This window comes from Thalassobaculum fulvum, assembly GCF_014652915.1.
GTDB lineage: Bacteria > Pseudomonadota > Alphaproteobacteria > Thalassobaculales > Thalassobaculaceae > Thalassobaculum_A > Thalassobaculum_A fulvum.
Map to the genome: position 1 here is coordinate 104,072 of NZ_BMZS01000006.1, position 18,664 is coordinate 122,735.

At 70.0% G+C, this 18,664-nt stretch carries 15 protein-coding genes; 7 read left to right on the forward strand and 8 right to left on the reverse strand.

The window, feature by feature from the left end; all coding sequences use genetic code 11:
- Positions 1–3 precede the first annotated feature (3 nt).
- On the reverse strand, positions 4–807 hold the full coding sequence (locus IE246_RS14160; protein WP_189990708.1) for a putative hydro-lyase: 804 nt from the start codon (positions 805–807) through the stop codon (positions 4–6).
- A gap of 131 nt (positions 808–938) precedes the next feature.
- Positions 939–4,028: a DUF4347 domain-containing protein gene (locus tag IE246_RS14165; protein WP_189990710.1), complete on the reverse strand. Its 3,090-nt coding sequence runs from the start codon at positions 4,026–4,028 to the stop codon at positions 939–941.
- Positions 4,029–4,295: 267 nt separating this feature from the next.
- On the opposite strand from IE246_RS14165, the gene IE246_RS14170 reads away from it, so the two are divergent.
- The 4 genes from IE246_RS14170 to IE246_RS14185 all read left to right on the forward strand — a co-directional run bounded on the left by IE246_RS14170 (position 4,296) and on the right by IE246_RS14185 (position 8,873).
- Positions 4,296–5,348, forward strand: coding sequence for a helix-turn-helix domain-containing protein (locus tag IE246_RS14170; protein WP_189990713.1), 1,053 nt, complete (start codon positions 4,296–4,298; stop codon positions 5,346–5,348).
- A 124-nt stretch (positions 5,349–5,472) separates the two neighbouring features.
- Complete coding sequence (locus IE246_RS14175) at positions 5,473–5,841, forward strand: response regulator transcription factor (RefSeq protein ID WP_229837129.1); 369 nt, start codon at positions 5,473–5,475, stop codon at positions 5,839–5,841.
- A gap of 18 nt (positions 5,842–5,859) precedes the next feature.
- Complete coding sequence (locus IE246_RS14180) at positions 5,860–6,138, forward strand: hypothetical protein (protein ID WP_189990715.1); 279 nt, start codon at positions 5,860–5,862, stop codon at positions 6,136–6,138.
- Complete coding sequence (locus IE246_RS14185) at positions 6,138–8,873, forward strand: sensor histidine kinase (RefSeq protein WP_189990717.1); 2,736 nt, start codon at positions 6,138–6,140, stop codon at positions 8,871–8,873. Before IE246_RS14180 ends, IE246_RS14185 begins: the two co-directional genes overlap by 1 nt.
- Positions 8,874–9,027: 154 nt before the next feature.
- Here IE246_RS14185 and IE246_RS14190 read toward each other — a convergent pair whose 3' ends face one another.
- The 5 genes from IE246_RS14190 to IE246_RS14210 form a co-directional block, all read right to left on the reverse strand.
- Positions 9,028–9,780: an ABC transporter ATP-binding protein gene (locus IE246_RS14190; RefSeq protein WP_189990719.1), complete on the reverse strand. Its 753-nt coding sequence runs from the start codon at positions 9,778–9,780 to the stop codon at positions 9,028–9,030.
- Complete coding sequence (locus tag IE246_RS14195; RefSeq protein WP_189990721.1) at positions 9,777–10,532, reverse strand: ABC transporter ATP-binding protein; 756 nt, start codon at positions 10,530–10,532, stop codon at positions 9,777–9,779. The genes IE246_RS14190 and IE246_RS14195 overlap by 4 nt, the downstream gene beginning before the upstream one ends.
- Positions 10,533–10,544: 12 nt before the next feature.
- A complete protein-coding gene (locus IE246_RS14200; protein WP_189990723.1) occupies positions 10,545–11,711 on the reverse strand; it encodes a branched-chain amino acid ABC transporter permease in 1,167 nt (388 codons plus the stop codon).
- A gap of 3 nt (positions 11,712–11,714) precedes the next feature.
- Positions 11,715–12,731 (reverse strand): branched-chain amino acid ABC transporter permease, encoded by a 1,017-nt coding sequence (locus IE246_RS14205; protein WP_189990724.1) that lies wholly within the window; start codon positions 12,729–12,731, stop codon positions 11,715–11,717.
- Positions 12,732–12,840: 109 nt separating this feature from the next.
- Complete coding sequence (locus IE246_RS14210; RefSeq protein ID WP_189990726.1) at positions 12,841–14,184, reverse strand: substrate-binding protein; 1,344 nt, start codon at positions 14,182–14,184, stop codon at positions 12,841–12,843.
- A gap of 219 nt (positions 14,185–14,403) precedes the next feature.
- Between IE246_RS14210 and IE246_RS14215 the strand changes: the two genes are divergently transcribed.
- Entirely contained in the window at positions 14,404–15,990 is a 1,587-nt protein-coding gene (locus IE246_RS14215; RefSeq protein WP_189990728.1) for a helix-turn-helix domain-containing protein, read from the forward strand.
- 19 nt (positions 15,991–16,009) lie between these two features.
- On the opposite strand, the gene IE246_RS14220 is transcribed toward IE246_RS14215, so the two are convergent.
- A complete protein-coding gene (locus IE246_RS14220) occupies positions 16,010–16,612 on the reverse strand; it encodes a TetR/AcrR family transcriptional regulator (RefSeq protein ID WP_189990730.1) in 603 nt (200 codons plus the stop codon).
- 88 nt (positions 16,613–16,700) lie between these two features.
- Between IE246_RS14220 and IE246_RS14225 the strand changes: the two genes are divergently transcribed.
- A complete protein-coding gene (locus IE246_RS14225) occupies positions 16,701–17,528 on the forward strand; it encodes an NmrA family NAD(P)-binding protein (protein WP_189990732.1) in 828 nt (275 codons plus the stop codon).
- A gap of 14 nt (positions 17,529–17,542) precedes the next feature.
- Complete coding sequence (locus IE246_RS14230) at positions 17,543–18,649, forward strand: aminotransferase class V-fold PLP-dependent enzyme (RefSeq protein ID WP_229837131.1); 1,107 nt, start codon at positions 17,543–17,545, stop codon at positions 18,647–18,649.
- The last annotated feature ends 15 nt before the right edge of the window (positions 18,650–18,664 follow it).

The following is an 18,664-nucleotide window of genomic DNA, read 5'->3' on the forward strand; positions in this document are numbered from 1 at the left end:
CGGTCAGCCGTCCGCGAACTCCGCATTCAGCCGGTCGGTGACCAGCATGCAGCCGGGCGCGTGGGTGATGCAGAAGTCGAGGCGGGCGGCCTGCAGCGCGGCCTGCGGCGTCACCCCGCAGGCCCAGAACACCGGCACCTCGCCCGGCTCGATCTCGACCGGGTCGCCGTAATCGGGGGTCGCGAGGTCGGCGATGCCGATCGCCGCCGGGTCGCCGATGTGGATCGGCGCGCCGTGGACCCGCGGATACCGGGCGGTGATCTCGGCCGCCCGCGCCGCGTCAGCCGCTCCGAACGGCCGCATGCTGACCACGGTCGGACCGCTGAACGGGCCGGACGGCTCGGTCGGCAGCGAGGTCCGGTACATCGCGACGTTGCGGCCCTGTGCCACGTGGCGCAGTCGCAGGCCGGCCGCCAGAAGCGCCTCCTCGAACGAGAACGAGCAGCCGAGGACGAACGCCACCAGATCGTCGCGCCAGAGCTCGGAAATGTCGCACCGCTCGTCGGCCAGCTCGCCATCGCGCCAGACCCGGTAGCGCGGCAGGTCGGTGCGGATATCGAGGTCGTCGGCCAGCGACCGGATCGCCGGGTCGCCCGGCGCGGCGATGCCGATCACCGGGCACGGCTTGGGATTGCGGACACAGAACGCGCGGAAGTCGTCCGCCCAGCGGGCCGGCACGACGACCAGGTTGCCCTGCACGTAGCCCGGGGCCAGCCCGGCGGTCTGGCCACGGTGCAGCCCGGCCCGGGCGGCATGACGGACATCCTTTCCGGTGGCGAGGGACGGGACGCGAGCGGGTGCGTTCATGGTCCGGTCGATCCTCCGATCCGTCCCGGCAGCACTCCAGTCGGCCGGGGGCTGTGTCCAATCTACCGGCTCCGGCCGTCCAGTTCACCCTTGCCGATCGGAATCGACCAGCCAGGCGCCGCCCCTCTCCGTCAGGCGAAGACGAACCAGCCGCTCTGCAGGTCGTCGGCGGTCACCCCGGACAGCAGCAGGACGTTGCCGGAGAGGTCGAAGCGGACGCTGCCGTCGTCGCCGGTCCCGAGGGTGGCGATCAGCTCCGGCAGGTTGCCGACCCCGGAATCCGACGCGATCTCGACCCGGTCGCCCCCCGCTCCGTCGAAGTCGGCGACCGTGTCGTCGCCGGCCGCGGCGCCGAAGACGAACAGGTCGGCGCCGTCGCCGCCGGACAGGACGTCGTCCCCCTGTCCGCCGACCAGCGTGTCGTCGCCCAGGTTGCCGTACAGCACGTCGGGCGCCGACGGGTCGAGCGCACTGCCCTGGTTGCTGCCGCCGTACAGGACGTCGTTTCCCTGACCCCCGAACAGCGTGTCGCCGCCCCGGTTGCCGTACAGCACGTCGTCGCCGAGATTGCCGTACACGGCGTCCTCGTGCTGGCCGCCATAGGCGATGTCGGAATCCTGGCCGCCGTACAGGCTGTCGAGGCCGGTGTTGCCGTACAGCACGTCGCCCGACTGGTTGCCGTAGACCGCATCCTGGTCGGCGCCGCCATAGACCGTGTCGGCGTCGGCCCCGCCGAACACGCTGTCGCTCCCGGCCTCGCCGAACAGCCGGTCGGCGCCGCTTCCCGATCCGACGGTGTCGTCGCCGGCGCCGCCGTAGAGGGTGTCGTCGCCGTCGCCGAGGGAGATGTACTGGGCGCCGGCGTCGCCGACCGCGTAGTTGTTTCCGGCGCCGCCGCTGACGGTCGCACTGCCGAGGATGGAGGCGAACTCGATGTTGTCGAGCCGGATCGCCGAGCCGGCCGGGAGCCCGCCGACGTCGATCACGAAGGCCTCGGACTGGGTACTGCCGTCGGCCGGCGTGGTGCCGGTGATCGCGATCGGCTCGCCCGACGCCGACGGGGCCGTCGGAACGATTGTCCGGATGTCGAGGGTCGTGGTCGACGCCAGATCGCCGAGGTAGCTCTGCGCATTGGCGATCAGAGCGGACTCGCCGGCGGTGTCGCGGGCGTCGATCGCCGCGATCAGCGTGGCCATCGCCTGGTCGCCGGATTCCGCCACGGCCGGACCCTCGGATGTGAGCGTCGTGCCGGCCGGCAGGGTAGCGGTGACCACGTTGCCGTTGTTTCCGGTGTTCTCCACCAGCGCGGCGAAGCCCGACACCGGCCCGGTGTTGCTGATGGTGCGGGACGCACCCGACGATCCGGCCGCCGCCGGAACGTCGGTGATCACGATGCCGCCGGAACCGGTGGCGGAGGACGAGCTACCGCCTCCCCCGTCTCCCCCGCCCCCGGCCGAGGAATCGCTGTAGGTGATCCGCGCGACACCGCCGTCGAGGGTCACCGCGAAACTCGCCCAGAAGGTCAGGCCGGCGGCCTTCACCGTCAGATCGGCGGTGCCGTCGCCGTCGGTGTCGATCGCCAGGTCGTCGCGGGTCCGCACGATGTCGGCGGTCGTCAGCGAGGTGGAGGCGACCTGCAGAACGTCGCCGGCCGCCCAGTCGGCCAGGGTCACCCCGTCCGAGCCGACGAACAGGTCGGCACCGGCGCCGCCCGACAGCGTGTCCGCGCCACTGCCGCCAGCCAGCACGTCGTTGCCCATGCCCCCTACCAGGAGGTCGACACCGGCCCCGCCCGACAGGGTGTCGCTGCCGTCGGCCCCGGAGAGCGTGTCGTTGCCGGCACCGCCGGACAGGGCGTCGGCCCCGGCGGCGCCACACAGGCCGTCGGCGCCGTCGCCACCGCGCAGCACGTCGTCGCCGTTCTCGCCGCACAGAACGTCGCCGCCTTCGCCGCCGCTGAGGGTGTCCCGGCCGTCGCCGCCGTACAGCCCGTCGCCGTCCCATCCGCCACGCAGCACGTCGTCGCCGCTGCCGCCGGTCAGGAAGTCGCTGCCGACATTGCCCTCGAGGACGTCGTCGCCGCCGGCGCCACTCAGGTCGTCGTCGCCGTCGCTGCCGCTGAGCGTGTCGCCGGCCGCCCCGCCGGTGACCGTGTCGTCGCCGCCGCCGGCGCTGACGGTCACCGCCAGAGCGGACGGCCCGACGATGGTCTCGGCATCGTCGTTGAGCTGGTCGCCGTAGACGGTCACCGAGCCGGTCAGGCCGGATGCCACGACGCCGCTCAGGTCCAGCAAGGTCAGCGAGGAGGCCGCGAAGTAGACTTGGCCGGCGCCCGTGACGGTGACCGCCGACCCGCTGAACGCGTCGACCAGCACCGCCGTCGCCCCGGAGCCGACGGACACCGCCTCGATGCCGGTGATCGACCCGACCGCGCTGAAATCAACGCTGGCGTTGGCCGGCAGGGAGATCGTATCGGTGCCGGCGCCACCGACGATGGTGTCGCCGGACGCGTCGCAGGCGCAACCGAACACGAACACGTCGTTGCCGGCGCCGCCGGACAGCAGGTCGCCACCGCCGGCGCCGGTCAGGGTGTCGTCGCCGCCGGCGCCGCTGATGGTGTCGGCGTTCGCGGTGCCGGAGAGCGTATCGTCGCCGGCGGTCCCGGTCAGGGTCGCGAGCAGGCCCGGCCAGCGCGCGCGGGCGCCCGCCGAGAATGCCGGCTCGACCAACCGGCCGTCGCGCGCCTGCAGGAACCAGCCACCGCCGCGGGCGGCGGCCCCGACCGGGCCGGACGATGCCGCTACCGGGACCCGCAACCATGTTTCCAGGTAGTCGATGAACGACCGGCCGTCGGTACCGGCCGCGACCGAGCAGCCATACAGCAGGACCCTCGCCCGGCCGGCGAGGGCGGCGGCGACGTCGGCCAGCACGCCCGGCCGGACCGCCAGGGCCGGCAAGTCGACCCGCTCGCCCGCGAGATGCAGGACACCCGGTTCGCCATGACAGACGATGTGCAGGCGGACGACGCCGGACCGCCCGGCCAGCGCTTCCGCGACCTGCTCGATGCCGCGCCCGCCGGCCACCAGCCGGACCACCTCGGTCCCCGGGCGCAGGCCGTCGAGCAGCACCTCGGCATGCTCGACGCCGGGGTCCAGGATCAGGACCTCGTCGCCGCGTTCCGTATTGGCGGCGACCATGCTCTGCCAGTCGATACGCGTCACCGTGTCGGCCTTCCGCCCGGGCCGGCCGGCGGGGAGAGCCGGAGCTCGGACCGGCGGGATCGCGATGGTCGATCCACGGGCCGGCCTTCCCCACGCAGTCGGCGCTTCGAGATCACCCGTCCCGGATACCGCGACCGGCCGCCACCCACTCTTCCGGACGTCTCAGATTCGCGACGGACTGTCTCAAACGTCAGGCCGCACGGCGTTAAGGGCGGCAGGGCGGCGTGCTATCGTGTCTCACACCCTGATACGCAAGAGGGGCAGCCGATGGTGGAGGAGACAGGCCCGGGAACCGTCCCGGTCCCCCGAGCGGTGTTCACGGTGCGGGACCTGCCGGAGCGGCAGCGCTACGAGGTCTGGAGCGACAGCATTTCGTGCATCTTCGACGTCGATGCCGATCGGGAGACCCGCAAGGACGGGTTCTTCGCCTCGGTCGACGCCAGCATGTTCGGCTCGGTGATGCTGGCGCGCACTTCGACCCCGAGGCAACGCTGGAGCCGCGCGGCCTCGACCATCGCCCGCGACGGCATGGACCACTACATGATCCAGCTGTACGAGAGCGGCAGCCAGAAGCTGTCGGACGGCCGGGCCGAGGCCGAGCAAGTGGCAGGCGATCTGGCGGTCTACGACCTCGCGCGTCCGGTGACCGCCCGGACCGACGTCTTCACGAACCTGTCGCTGATCATCCCGCGCGGCCTGCTGGCCGAGTCCCTCAAGATGCCCGACGACCAGCACATCCGGACGCTCTCGGCGGCGGACCCGACGGTGGCGCTGCTGCGCGACCACATGATCTCGCTCAAGAAGCTCGGTCCGCGGATGACCGACGCCCAGGCCAAGGCCGTCGTGCCGGCGACCGTCGCGCTGGCGGCGACCTGCCTGAACGCCTCGGCCCCGGACACCCCGCGCGGCGACGCCGGAGTCGCGTTCGCGACCCTGACCCTGGCCCGCCGGTTGGTCGAGGCCAATCTCGGCGAGGAGCACCTGACGCCGGCCTGGCTCACCCGCCAGCTCGGCATGTCGCGTGCGAAGCTGTACCGGTTGTTCGAGCCGATCGGCGGGATCGCCCACTACATCCGCGAGCGCCGGCTGCGGCGCGCCCTGCTCGAGCTCGCCGACGACGAGGCCCGAAGCCGCCCGATCTACGACATCGCCCTGGCCGCGGGGTTCTCCAGCGAGACGGCGTTCGGCCGCGCCTTCCGGCAGCGCTACGGCGTGACCCCGCGCGACGTCCGGGCCCGCAGCGTGACCCCCCGCGTCAGACCGGCCGATCACACGCTCGACCGGCGCTACGAGGACTGGCTGCAGCATCTGGCAGTCTAGCGGCCGCCCCGCAGCGCGATCCGCCCACAATCCCGTTCCGCATGGCCGGCCGGCCGGGTACACTCGCGGAGGGCGACAAGCGGCGGAACAAGCCGCGGCCGGGTACCCGAGGGGGAGGATTGGCGTGTCGGCACGAGTCCTGATCGCCGAAGACGAGCCGAATCTCGTGGAGTCGCTGAGTTTCATTCTCAGCCGGGAAGGGTGCGAGGTGTCGGCGGTGTTCGACGGCGAGTCGGTGCTGGAACGGCTGCGGACCGAGCGGCCGGACGTGCTCGTGCTCGACGTCATGCTGCCGCGCCGCACCGGCTTCGAGGTCCTCAAGCTTATCAAGACCGATCCCGGCCTCAGCGCCATCCCGGTGATGGTGCTGACCGCCAAGGGCCAGGAGCGCGACCGCCGCACCGCCGAGGACCTCGGGGCCGACGCGTTCGTCACCAAGCCGTTCTCGAACCAGGACGTCGTCGATCGTATCAAGCGATTGGCGGGCGGCTGACCGGAGGTTCCGGCAGCCATGACCTGGAAGAAGGCACGCGACGCCACCCTGGTCCTGACGGTGGTCGGGGCGCTCGGCCTGCTGCCGCCGGTCCTGCCGTTCTTCGATCGTCCGGTCACCGTCTTCGGCATGCCGCTGATCGTGGTCTACGTGTTCGGGGCATGGCTGGCCCTGATCGTGCTGGCGCGCTGGCTGTCGAACCGGCTGCCGCGGCACGTCGCCCGCGAGACCACGCTGGGCCCGGCCGACGAGGACGCCGTGTCGGGCGACCGGCCACCGGGCGGGGAGCCCGGCTGATGCTCTCGGCCAACATCGTCCTGTTCACCGCGCTCGCCTATGTCGCGCTGCTGTTCCTGGTGGCGTTCGTCAGCGACGTGCGGTCGCGCAAGGGCTGGCTCGGCCTGGTCCACTCGCCGCTGGTCTACACCCTGTCGATCTCGGTGTACTGCACGTCCTGGACGTTCTACGGCGCGGTCGGCTCGGCGGCCCGCAGCGGGCTGGAGTTCGCGACCATCTATCTGGGGCCGACTCTGGTGTTCGTCGGCTGGTGGTTCCTGCTGCGCAAGCTGGTCCGGATCGGCCGTATCCACCGCACCTCGTCGATCGGCGACCTGATATCCTCGCGCTACGGCAAGAGCACGTCGCTCGCCGTCCTGGTCACGCTGATCGCGGTCATCGGCACCACCCCGTACATCGCCCTGCAGCTGAAGGCGGTGACCGCCAGCTTCCAGGTGGTGGCCGAGGCGACCGGCACCTCGCTGCTCGGCATCCCGACCCGCGACATCGACATCCGCACCGGCTTCTGGGTGGCCGCCGGCATGGCGGTGTTCACGATCCTGTTCGGGACCCGCAACATCGACGCGAACGAGCACCATCACGGGGTGGTCGCGGCGATCGCGCTGGAAGCCCTGGTCAAGCTGGTCGCCCTGCTGGCGGTCGGGCTGTACGTGGTGTTCTGGATCGCCGGCGGCGTGCCCGAGGTGTTCCGGCTGCCGGCCGCGGCGACCGTGCTCCAGGGCTCGGAGACCTTCGGTGCCCGCTGGGTGGCCCTGACCTTCCTGTCGGCCACGGCGATCGTCTGCCTGCCCCGGCAGTTCCAGATCACCGTGGTCGAGAACGCCGACGAGAACCACCTGCGCACCGCCGGCTGGCTGTTCCCGCTCTACCTGTTCCTGATCAGCCTGTTCACCCTGCCGATCGCGATCGTCGGGCTGGCCACCCTGCCGCCCGGATCGAACCCGGACATGTTCGTCTTGACCCTGCCGATGCTGCACGACCAGAGCGCGCTGGCCCTGCTGGTGTTCATCGGCGGGTTCTCGTCGGCGACCTCGATGGTCATCGTCGCCAGCATCGCGCTGTCGATCATGGTCTCGAACCACATCGTGATGCCGATCGCGCTGCGCCTGCCGCGCCGCTCGGCCGGGGTCAGCGGCGACGTCAAGACCCTGCTGCTGGTCAGCCGCCGCATCAGCATCGGCGTCATCCTGCTGCTGGGCTTCGCGTACTTCGTGGCGAGCGCGCAGTCCGACGCGCTCGCCTCCATGGGGCTGATCGCGTTCGCCGGCGTCGCCCAGTTCCTGCCCAGCCTGATCGGCGGCCTGTACTGGTACCAGGCGTCGAAGGCCGGTGCCTTCGTCGGCCTGCTCGGCGGCGTGCTGGTGTGGGGCTACACGCTGCTGCTGCCGAGCTTCGAAGGTGGTTCGGTGATCCCGGCCAGCCTGTTCCAGGAAGGTCCCTGGGGCATCGCCGACCTGCGGCCGCAGGCGCTGTTCGGCACCGAAGGCGTCGACCCGCTGGTCCATTCCCTGGTCTGGAGCCTGGGGATCAACGTCGCGCTGTTCGTGCTGGTGTCGCTGGTCCGCGACCAGAAACCGCTGGAGCGCCTGCAGGCGACGCTGTTCATCGACGTGTTCCGCAACCCGGCCGACAACGAGGCCCGGTTCATCCGGCGCTCGGCGGCGATCGACGACCTGTACATCCTGGCCCAGCGCATCCTCGGCACCGACCAGGCCTACCGGCTGTTCCGCGACTTCGCCCGCCAACAGGGCAGCCGGGATTCCCTGCCGCAGCCGGACACCGAGTTCATCGCCCACCTGGAGCGCCAGCTGGCCGGCGGCATCGGCGCCGCCTCGGCCCGGGTCATGGTCAGCCAGGTGATCACCGGCGAGACCATCAGCCTGGACGAGTTGATGCGGCTGGTCGACGAGACCCAGCAGGTGATCGAGTACAGCCAGCAGCTCGAGCACAAGTCGCAGGAGCTGCAGATCACCGCCCGGCAGCTGCGCGAGGCCAACGAACGGCTGCGCGCCCTGGACGCCCAGAAGGACGACTTCCTGAGCCAGGTCAGCCACGAGGTGCGCACCCCGATGGCCTCGATCCGCTCGTTCTCGGAGATCCTGCTGTCGGGCGACGACCTGACCTCCGAACAGTCGAAGCGGTTCCTGGGAATCATCCACAACGAGACCCTGCGCCTGACCCGCCTGCTCGACGAGATCCTGGACCTCAGCCATCTGGAGCGCGGCGAACTCAACTGGTCGCTGAGGCCGATCGACGCCTCGGCCGTGCTGGCACGGGCCGTCGAGACCTGCCAGGGCATGGCCGCGGGCGTGACCGTCGAGGTCCGCAACGATGCCGGGTCGGTGGAGGTGCTCGGCCACAGCGACCGGCTGGCCCAGGTCTTCATCAACCTGATCTCGAACGCCATCAAGCACAACACCGGCGCCGATCCGCGGCTGAGCATCCACAGCACGATCATCGACGGCCGCTTCGTGGTCGACGTCCAGGACAACGGCCCGGGCATCGACCCGGCCGACCGGGAACGGATCTTCAGCAAGTTCTCGCGGGCCTGGAGCACGGACCGCCCGTCGACCACCGGGGCCGGCCTCGGCCTGGCGATCAGCCGGGCGATCCTGCGACGCATGAACGGCACGCTCGACCTGCTGCCGGCGACCGGCCAGGGCGCCTGCTTCCGGGTGACCCTGCCGCTGCGCCAGAACGCCGATCAGTCGCCGCGCGCGGCCGCCGAAGGGTGACGAACGGCGACGCCCGTCGCAGACCGGATTCCAACGCCTGTTGCGGACCGAGAGGGAGTTGCCCCCGCCCTTCCCCCTCGTCCCGGACCGGCCCGAGCGAGGGCCGGTGGCGTGATCCTGGCCGCGACGGGCGTACCCCGTGCCGTAGCCCCGCTCAGATCGCCAGGTAGCGATGCCGGAGGTCGGCGTCCTCGAGCACTTCCTTGGCGGTGCCGTCGAACACGATCTCGCCCATGTCGAGGATCAGCGCACGGTCGGCTAGTTGCAGCGCGGCGATCGCGTTCTGCTCGACGATGATCGTGGTGATCCCGAGTTCCTTCACTTCGACGAGGATCTTCTCGATCTCCCGCACGATGGTCGGTGCCAGACCCTCGTAAGGTTCGTCCAGCAGCAGCAGCTTGATGTCGCGGGCCAGCGCCCGGGCCACCGCCAGCATCTGCTGCTCGCCGCCGGACAGCGTCACCGCTTCCTGGGTCCGGCGCTCGGCCAGTCGCGGAAAGTGACCGTAGATCCGCTCCAGCGGCCAGCCGATCGGCTTGGCGACCTGGGACAGGACCAGGTTCTCCTCGACGGTCAGGCCGGGGATGATGCGCCGGTCCTCGGGCACCAGTTGGATGCCCTGGCGCGCCGCCTCGAACGCCTTCATCGGGTGGATGGCGGTGCCGGCCAGCCAGATCTCGCCCTGCATCAGGGCCGGGTCGTCGGTCCGGGCGATGGTCCGCAGCGTCGAGGTCTTGCCGGCGCCGTTGCGGCCCAGCAGCGCCACGATCTCGTTCTCGGCGACATCGAACGACACGCCCTGGACGATGTAGGATTCGCCGTAATAGGCGTGCACGTTGCGGACGCTGAAGTAGGCCTCCCGGCCGTGCGCCGGCGCGGCGCGCTCGACGGTGGTCGCCTCGCTCATAGGTGCGCCCCTCCCAGATAGGCTTCCTGAACCCGCGGATTGCCCTTGATCGCCTCCGGCTCGCCCTCGGCGATCACGGCGCCCTGGGCCATGACGGAGATCGTGTGGGCGAGCGTGAACACTACGGTCATGTCGTGCTCGATCACGATCTTGGTGATGCCGCGCTCGCCGATGCGCTGCAGCAGGTCGATGGTGGCGTTGGTGTCGGCCCGCGACATGCCCGCCGTCGGCTCGTCGAGCAGCAGCAGCTTGGGGTCCTGGACCAGGCACATCGCCAGCTCCAGCCGACGCTTGTCGCCGCGCGACAGCGAGCCCGCGTGCATGTGCCGCTTGTCGGCGAGGCCGACGTCCTCCAGCACCGCCTCGGCGTGGTCCCGGACCTCGGCGTGACTGTCGGTCCGCGACCACAGGTCCAGGCGGAAGGCGCCGTCGCGCTTGGCGAAGGCCGGGATCTTCACGTTCTCGATCAGCGACAGGTCGGCGAAGATCTCCGGCGTCTGGAACACCCGCGCGACGCCGGCCTGGTTGATCTCGTGCGGATTGATGCCGAGCAGCGACTTGCCATTGAACGTGACGCTGCCGGTGTCCGGCTTCAGCCGGCCGACGAAGCAGTTGAGCAGGGTCGACTTGCCGGCGCCGTTCGGGCCGATGATGGCGTGGACCGAACCTTCGCGGACCTGCAGGTTGACCTGGTTCAGCGCCCGCAGGCCGCCGAAGTCCTTGCACACGCCCTGGACGTCGAGAATGGCCATGGTCCGCTCTCCTCAGCTCGACCGGTTGCTGCGGGATCGGGAGATCCGGGCTGAGATCCGCCCGATCCCCTCCATCACCCCGCCGGGCAGGAAGATCACGATCAGCATGAACACCACGCCGAGGGTGAGGTGCCAGCCCTCGCCGACGAACGGGTGCACCAGCGTGACCATCAGGTTCTGCAGGACCTCCGGCAGGAAATCGAAGATCCGCCCGAGGACCTGGTCGTTGAACGCCGAGAAGATGTTCTCGAAGTACTTGATGATGCCGGCCCCCAGCACCGGCCCCAGCAGGGTGCCGGTGCCGCCGAGGATGGTCATCAGCACGACCTCGCCGGACGCCGTCCACTGCATGCGCTCGGCCCCGGCCAGCGGGTCGACCACCGCCATCAGCGAGCCGGCGAGCCCGGCGTACATGCCCGAGATCACGAACGCCGCCAGGGTGTAGGGCCGGGTGTTGAAGCCGGTGTAGTTCATCCGGTTCTGGTTCGACTTGATCGCCCGCAGCGTCATGCCGAACGGCGAGCGGGTGATCCGCATCGCAACGTAGTAGGCGACGATCAGCATGACCGCACAGACGTAGAAGCCCGGGTAGCCGATGGTCTCCATGCCGAACAGGGTGGTGGTCGGCAACCCCGCCTCGGCCGGCCCGTCGAGCACGCGCGGGTCGTGCAGCGCCAGCTGCAGGCCGGTCTCGCCGTTGGTGATCGGGGTGAGCACCGAGTAGGCGAGGTTGTAGGACATCTGGGCGAAGGCCAGCGTCAGGATCGAGAAGTAGATGCCGGTCCGGCGCAGGCTGACATAGCCGATCAGCAGCGCGAACACGCCGCTCGCCAGGACCCCGAAGATCATCGCCGGGACCACGTTCATGGTCAGCAGCTTGAACGACCACACCGCGGCGTAGGAGCCGACGCCGAGGAAAGCAGCGTGACCGAACGACAGGTAGCCGGTCAGCCCGAACAGGATGTTGAAGCCGATCGCGAAGATCCCGAAGATCGCGAACTTCTGCACCAGGTCCGGGTACCCCGCGCCGATCGGCGACAGCCAGACCGGCATGGTCAGCACGGCGATCGCGAAGACCGCGAACTTGATGTGATCGCTCCGGCTCGACGCGGTGTCGCCCGCGGGAACCGAGGCGGCGGCGTTGCCGCGGCGCAGCGTGTCGACGGTGGCGGCGCTCATGCCTCAGCCCTCCATGACGCCGCGCCGGCCCAGCAGGCCGCGCGGACGAACCTGCAGCACGACGACGGCCACTAGGTACACGATGATCTGATCGATGCCCGGGATGATCGCCTTGACCTCGTTCATCGAGGCGAAGGACTGCAGGATGCCGAGCAGGAAACCGGCGAGCACCGCGCCCTCGAGAGAGCCCATGCCGCCGACCACGACGACCACGAAGGACAGCACCAGGAAGTCCATCCCCATGTGGTAGTCGGGCGGCAGGATCGGCGTGTACATCATGCCGGCCAGCCCGGCGACCACGGCGGCGATACCGAACACGATGGTGAACCGGCGCTGCACGTCGATGCCGAGCAGGCCGACGGTCTCGCGATCCTGCATGCCGGCACGCACCACCATGCCGAAGGTGGTGAAGCGCAGGAACGCGAACACGGCGCCGATGATCGTCAGCGAGAACCCGAGGTAGATCAGGCGCCAGTACGGATAGTACAGACCGTCGCCGAAGCCGATCCAGGCACCGACGTCGGCGCTGCCGGACACCACGTCGGGCGCCGGGGTCGGGATCGGGTTCGCCCCGAACACCGACTTGATGATCTCCTGAATCACGATCGCCAGGCCGAAGGTCACCAGGATCTGCTCGGCGTGGCTGCGCTTGTAGAAGAACTGGACCAGCCCGCGCTCCATGACCAGGCCGACCAGCAGCATGAACGGTATGGTCAGCAGGATCGCGATCGGCACCGAGTAGTCGATCAGCATCCGACCGGTGTCGCCGAGCCAGATCTCCAGGTACGGCACCTCCTTGAACGCCTTGAAGAAGGTGACGCTGGTATCCTCGATCTGCTTGGACAGGGTGAGGATCTTCTGCATGGTGACGGCACAGAAAGCGCCCAGCATGAACAGCGCGCCGTGCGCGAAATTCACCACGCCGAGCGTGCCGAATATGAGCGTCAGCCCGAGCGCGATCAGCGCATAGGCACCGCCCTTGTCGAGCCCGTTCAGGGCCTGGAGAACCAACGCGTCCATGACGTCACCATCCCACCTGCTGACCGTCCTACGGGTGTCCTAGGACACCGCGCCGGGCCGCCCGTCGGCATGCGACGGACGGCCCGGCCGGGATTCCTTCGACGGAGGCTCAGACCTTGTACGGGCCGAGCTCGCCGCCGAAGATCTTCCAGTCGTAGGTGACCGCCTCGCGCGGCACTTCCTTAACCACCTCGAGCAGGTCGAACTGGTTGGTCGGGTTCTCGTTGCCGCGCACCACCAGGACCTTCTTGAAGCACTGGTGATCCTCGGCGCGGTACAGCGTCGGGCCGTTGCCCATGCCGTCGAACTCGAAGCCTTCCAGGGCCTTGATGACTTCGGGCGGATAGAAGGTGCCGGCCTGCTCGCAGGCGTTGGCGTACAGCAGCGCCTGGACGTAGCAGGTGTGGGCGGCCTGCGACGGCGGGAAGCCGTACTCCTGGCCGAACGACTTCACGAAGGCCTGGGAGCCCTCGTCCTTCAGCGACCAGTGCCAGTTGGTGGTGCCCAGGATGCCCTTCACGTTCTCGCCGGCGCCCTGCGCCATCAGGCGCGAGTACAGCGGCACGATGATCTCGAACTTCTTGCCGTTGACCATCTTGTCGCGGAGCCCGAACTGCACGGCCTGGGTCAGCGAGTTGACCATGTCCTTGCCGTAGTGGTTCAGGATCAGCACGTCGGCGCCGGAGTTCAGCACCGGCGTGATGTACTGCGAGAAGTCGCCGGCACCGAGCGGGGTGCGGACCGCGTTCACGGTCTGCCAGCCGAGCCCTTCGGTGGTGTTCTTGATCGACTCCTCCTGGGTCCAGCCCCAGGTGTAGTCGGCGGTCAGGTGATAGGCCCGGCGGTCGGTGCCCATCTCTTCCTTCAGCACCGGGCCGAGCGCGGCGCCCGACATGTAGGCGTTGAAGAAGTGACGGAAGCCGTAGCGCTTCTTGTCCTTGCCGGTGGTGTCGTTGGAATGGGTCAGGCCGGCCATGAAGATGACGCCCATCTCCTGGGCGAGCGACTGCACCGCGACCGCCACGCCGGACGACGAACCGCCCGAGAACATGATGACGCCGTCCTTCTCGATCATGCGCTTGGCCGAGGCCCGCGCTGCGTCGGACTTGGTCTGGGTGTCGCCGGTGACGTATTCGACCTTCTTGCCCAGGACGCCGTTGCCCTTCAGCGACGACGGCTTCAGCGTGTTCATCATACCGCCGTCGCCCTCGCCGTTGAGGTGCTTCACGGCCAGCTTGTAGGCCCGCAGTTCGTCCGCGCCCTCGTCGGCATAGGCGCCGGTCTGCGGAACGTTGAAGCCGAGCTTGATGCTCTTGGCGTTGCCCGGGTTGTTGCGGAACTCTTCCGCCCAGGCACCCTTCACGAAGAAGTTCGGCGCCGCCAGCCCGGCGGTCACCGCGACGCCGCCCTGCAGCAGGCGACGGCGATTCACGTTCCTGTCGAAAATGGTCATGTCGATCCTCCCTTGGGGTGAGCCGAACGCGGCGCCCTCGCATGTCCGGGCGTCTTGATTGCGAACCGCATCGGGCCAGACGGTACCCGACAAGAAAACATGGTCAATAACTACTTGAAAAATCGTCGATATTGTGTAAAGTTCTCGCCGTTAATTACTGCGTCGCTGTCAAGATGTGACAACCGGCCTCGCCGGGATCAGCGCGGGAGGACGGGGGGAATGGCGCGTCAACTGACGGGGTACCGGATCCGCGAGCGCCGCCGGCAGCTCGGCCTGACGCAGGCCGGAGTCGCCAAGCGCGTCGGCATCTCGCCGTCCTACCTGAACCTGATAGAGGCCAACAAGCGGGCGATCGCCGGGGCGACGCTGCGCCGTATCACCGAGGTTCTCGATCTCGACCCCGACACCCTGACCGGCCGGACCGAACAGCGGATGATCGACGACCTGGTCGAGCTGGCGGCCGAGCCGATGCTGCGCGACCTCGGGCTCGACGACACCTCGGTCGGCGACCTGGTCGGCCGGCATCCGGCCTGGGCCGGGGCGCTGCTGGCATGCTGGCGGGCCTACCGCGACCAGGCACAGACCGCCGCCGCCCTCAGCGACCGCCTGAACCAGGACCCAGCGCTGGCGGACGCCGTGCACCAGCTTCTGACCCACGTTACGACGGTGCGCTCGACCTCCGAGATCCTCGACACCACCGACGACCTGCCGGCCGCCATGCGCGCCCGGTTCCACGCCATCCTGTCGTCGGAGAGCGCACGGCTGTCGGAAGTGACCCAGGCACTCGCGACGTTCTTCGACAAGCCGCATTCGCGGACCCGCTCGATCACCGCCGCCGAGGAGGTGGACGACGTCATCATCGAGCGCGAGAACCACTTCCCGGCCCTCGAGCAGGCGGCCGAGGAACTGTCGCGCGAGATCCGTCGGCACGGCGACATCCTGCTCGGCGCTCTGCCCGAGTACCTGCGGGAGGCGCACGGCGTTACCGTCGCCAACCGCCCGCCGGCCGACATCGGCGGCATGCGGTTCCGCAATCTCTGCGCCTATGACGGCGACGCCCGCCGCCTGGAGTTCCTGGACCACGCCTCGACCGGCACCCGGCAGTTCCAGATGGCCCGGCTGGCCGCCGAGCTGGCGGCCCGCGACCTCATCGAGCGCGAGATCGACGACCCGCGGCTGACCTCGCCGGCATCGCGAACCCAGGCGTACCGGGCGTTCGCCTCCTATGTCGCCAGCGCCGTGATCTTCCCCTACGACCGGTTCCATGCCGACGCCGAGGAGGTGCGCTACGACGTCGAGGTGCTGCGGCAGCGCTATGGCGCCAGCTTCGAGCAGGTCGCCCACCGGCTGGTGACCCTGCGCCGTCCCGGGCGCGAAGGCATCCCGTTCGGGTTCCTGCGCTCAAACCCGGCCGGCTTCACCACCAAGCGGTTCCCGCTGCCCGACCTGCCGCTGCCGCGCCACGGCCACGGCTGCCCGCTCTGGGCGATCTACGGGGCGTTCCAGACGCCCGGCCGGGTACTGCGCCAGCTGGTGCAGTTTCCCGACAACGCCCGCTACCTGTTCGTCGCCGGCACCGTCACCAAGCAACCGGCGAGCTTCCACGAGCCGCCGGTGCCGCACTCGGTGATGCTGGCCTGCGACGTCATGCACGCCGACAAGACGGTCTATGCCGACGGTCTCGACCTCGGCAGCGCCGGCCGGACCGCCGTTCCGGTCGGCCCGTCCTGCCGCCTGTGCCTCCGCCTGGATTGCCTGCACCGGGCCGAGGAGCCGATCGTCGGGCGCGAGCAGCCGGCGGGCTGACCGGCGGTCGCCCGCGACTTCAGCCGCTCCGTCCGTCCCGAGCCACCAGCAACCGCCGGGCCGCCGCCTTCATGCCGTCGACATAGGCACGCTGCGACCAGCCGCAGTCCGTCCGCAACGCCTCCCAGGCCCGGACCGACAGCATCGTCCACAGCAGATCGGTCGCCTCGGCCGGAGAGAACGCGTCGGTCAGGTCGCCGTCGGCCGCCAGCGCCCGGATCGCCGCCTCGCAACCCTGGCGGACGGCCTGCATCCGATCGTCCCATGCGGTCTTCGCGTCGGGGTCGTGCTCCCGCATCGCCATCAGGGCGCGCCCGACCCCGTGGATCTCCGGAATGTAGTTGCCCCACGCCTCGACGAACGCGTCCAGGCGCTCGACGCCGGAGCCGGCGTTCCGGCTCGCCGCCAGCCGGGCGTCCACGCCCTTCGCGCGGTCGATGTGCCGGGTGGTCGCGATCAGCAGCTCCGCCCGCTTCGGGAAGTGCAGGTAGACCGCCTGCCGGCTGACCCCCGCCCGCTTGGCGATGTCGCCCATCCGCACCTCGCGGCCGTCGGCCGCCTCCAGAAGGTGCCATGCCGCGTCGAGGATTCGCGCCCGGGTTTCCGGATTGCCGCTTGACACAGTGTAAACTCCACCCTAATTGACACGGCGTCACTTTACACAATGTAAACCCACGAGCAACGTGCCGCCGGCACGGAAGGAGCGGACCATGAGCGTGTCACCCATCCTGGTCATCGGAGCCACCGGCAAGACCGGTCGCCGGATCGCCCGAAGCCTCGAGCGCAAAGGCCTCCCGGTACGCCACGGCTCCCGCAACGCGCCGACGCCGTTCGATTGGGACGAGCCCGAGACCTGGCCCGCGGCACTGGCCGGCGTGCGGGCGGCCTACGTCTCGTACTTCCCGGACCTCGCCTTTCCCGGGGCGTCGGACCGGATCGAGGCCCTGACGAGGGCGGCGGCCGATGCCGGCGTCGGCCGGCTGGTCCTCCTGTCAGGCCGCGGCGAGCCGCACGCCCAGCATTGCGAGGAGATCGTCCGGCGCAGCGGCTTGGACTACACGCTCGTCCGGGCTTCCTGGTTCGCCCAGAACTTCAGCGAGGGCTACCTGCGGGACCCGGCGCTCGAAGGCATGGTCGCGCTGCCGGCGGGCGAGGTCCGCGAGCCGATCGTCGACGTCGACGACATCGCCGATGTCGCGGTCGCCGCACTGACCGAGCCCCGCCACTCGAAGCAGCTCTACGAGGTGACGGGACCGCACCTCCTGACCTTCACCGAGGCCGCGGCCGAGCTGTCGAAGGTGGTCGGCCACCCGGTCCGCTACGTCCCGATCACGCTCGAGCAGTTCCACGCGCACATGACCGGGATCGGCGGCGCGTTCATCGCGGACGTGTTCACGGAGATCTGCCGGGAGACGCTGGACGGCCGGAACCAGTCCCTGGGCGACGGCGTGCAACGGGCGCTCGGGCGCGAACCCCGCGACTTCACAGCGTTCTGCCGGGCGGCCGCCGCGGCCGGCGCCTGGGCGCAGGCCGCCTGACGGAGGCGGCGACGGTGTCCCTCCACCGGCGCTACGGGCTGACTCGCGTCATCAACGCCCGGGGTCCGTTCACGCCGATCGGCGTGTCGCGGTCCTCGGGCGAGACCGCGGCCGTCGTCGCGGAAGCCCTGTCGCACCACTTCCTGCTCGACGAACTGCAGGACAGGGCGAGCGAGTCGATCTCCCGGTTCACCGGCGCGGAGGCCGGCACCGTCACGCACTGCGCCGCTGCCGGCATAACGCTCGCCGTCGCCGCGGCCATGACCGGGCGTTCGGCCGAAAGGGCGGCAGCCCTTCCGGTTACCGAAGGCATGGCCGACCGCGTCGTTCTCCCGGCCGGCCACGCGGTGAACTACGGGCAGTCGATCCTGCAGGCTGTCCGCCTCAGCGGCGCCACCCCGGAGCTCGCCGGAACCGAAGCGGGCTGCCCGGTCGCTGATCTGGAGCGTTCGCTCGCGTCGACCCATGTCTGCTGCCTGCTCCTGGTCGCCTCCCGGCTCACGCGGGGCGAACCGGTCGACCTCGCCGCCGCCGTCTCGGCCGCGCACCGGCGCGGCGTCCCGGCGATCGTCGACGGCGCCGCACAGGACCTGCGGATCCCGGACCTGCTCGGTACCGGCGCCGACATCGTCGTGGTCAGCGGCCAGAAATACCTGGCGTCTCCGACGGCGGGGCTGGTCGTCGGCCGTCGCGGCCTGGTCGAGGCGGTCCGCGCCCAGGAGAAGGGGATCGGTCGGGCAATGAAGGCGTCCAAGGAGGCGATCCTCGGCGTCATGGCCGCCATCGACGAGCGCGAGCGATCAGAAAGGGACGGCTGGCAACGCGAGCAGGACCGCAAGGTCGCGACCTTCCTCGCCCGTGTCGACGGTCTCGCCGGCGTGGCGGCCCGCGCCGTCCCGGATCCGACCGGCCTGCCGTTCGGGCGCGTCCATCTGCGCCTCGACGGCCGGGACGCCCGGCTGAGTGCCGAGGCGCTGGCCGTCGCCCTCCGGTCCGGGTCGCCGCAGATCCACGTCATGGAGCACGGGCTTTCGAGCGGCGATATCGTCTTCGAGCTGGTCCAGCTCTCCGAGGACGAAGTCAGGGCCGTCGGCCGGCGTCTCACCGACCTGCTGGATTAGCGACGCCGGCGCCCA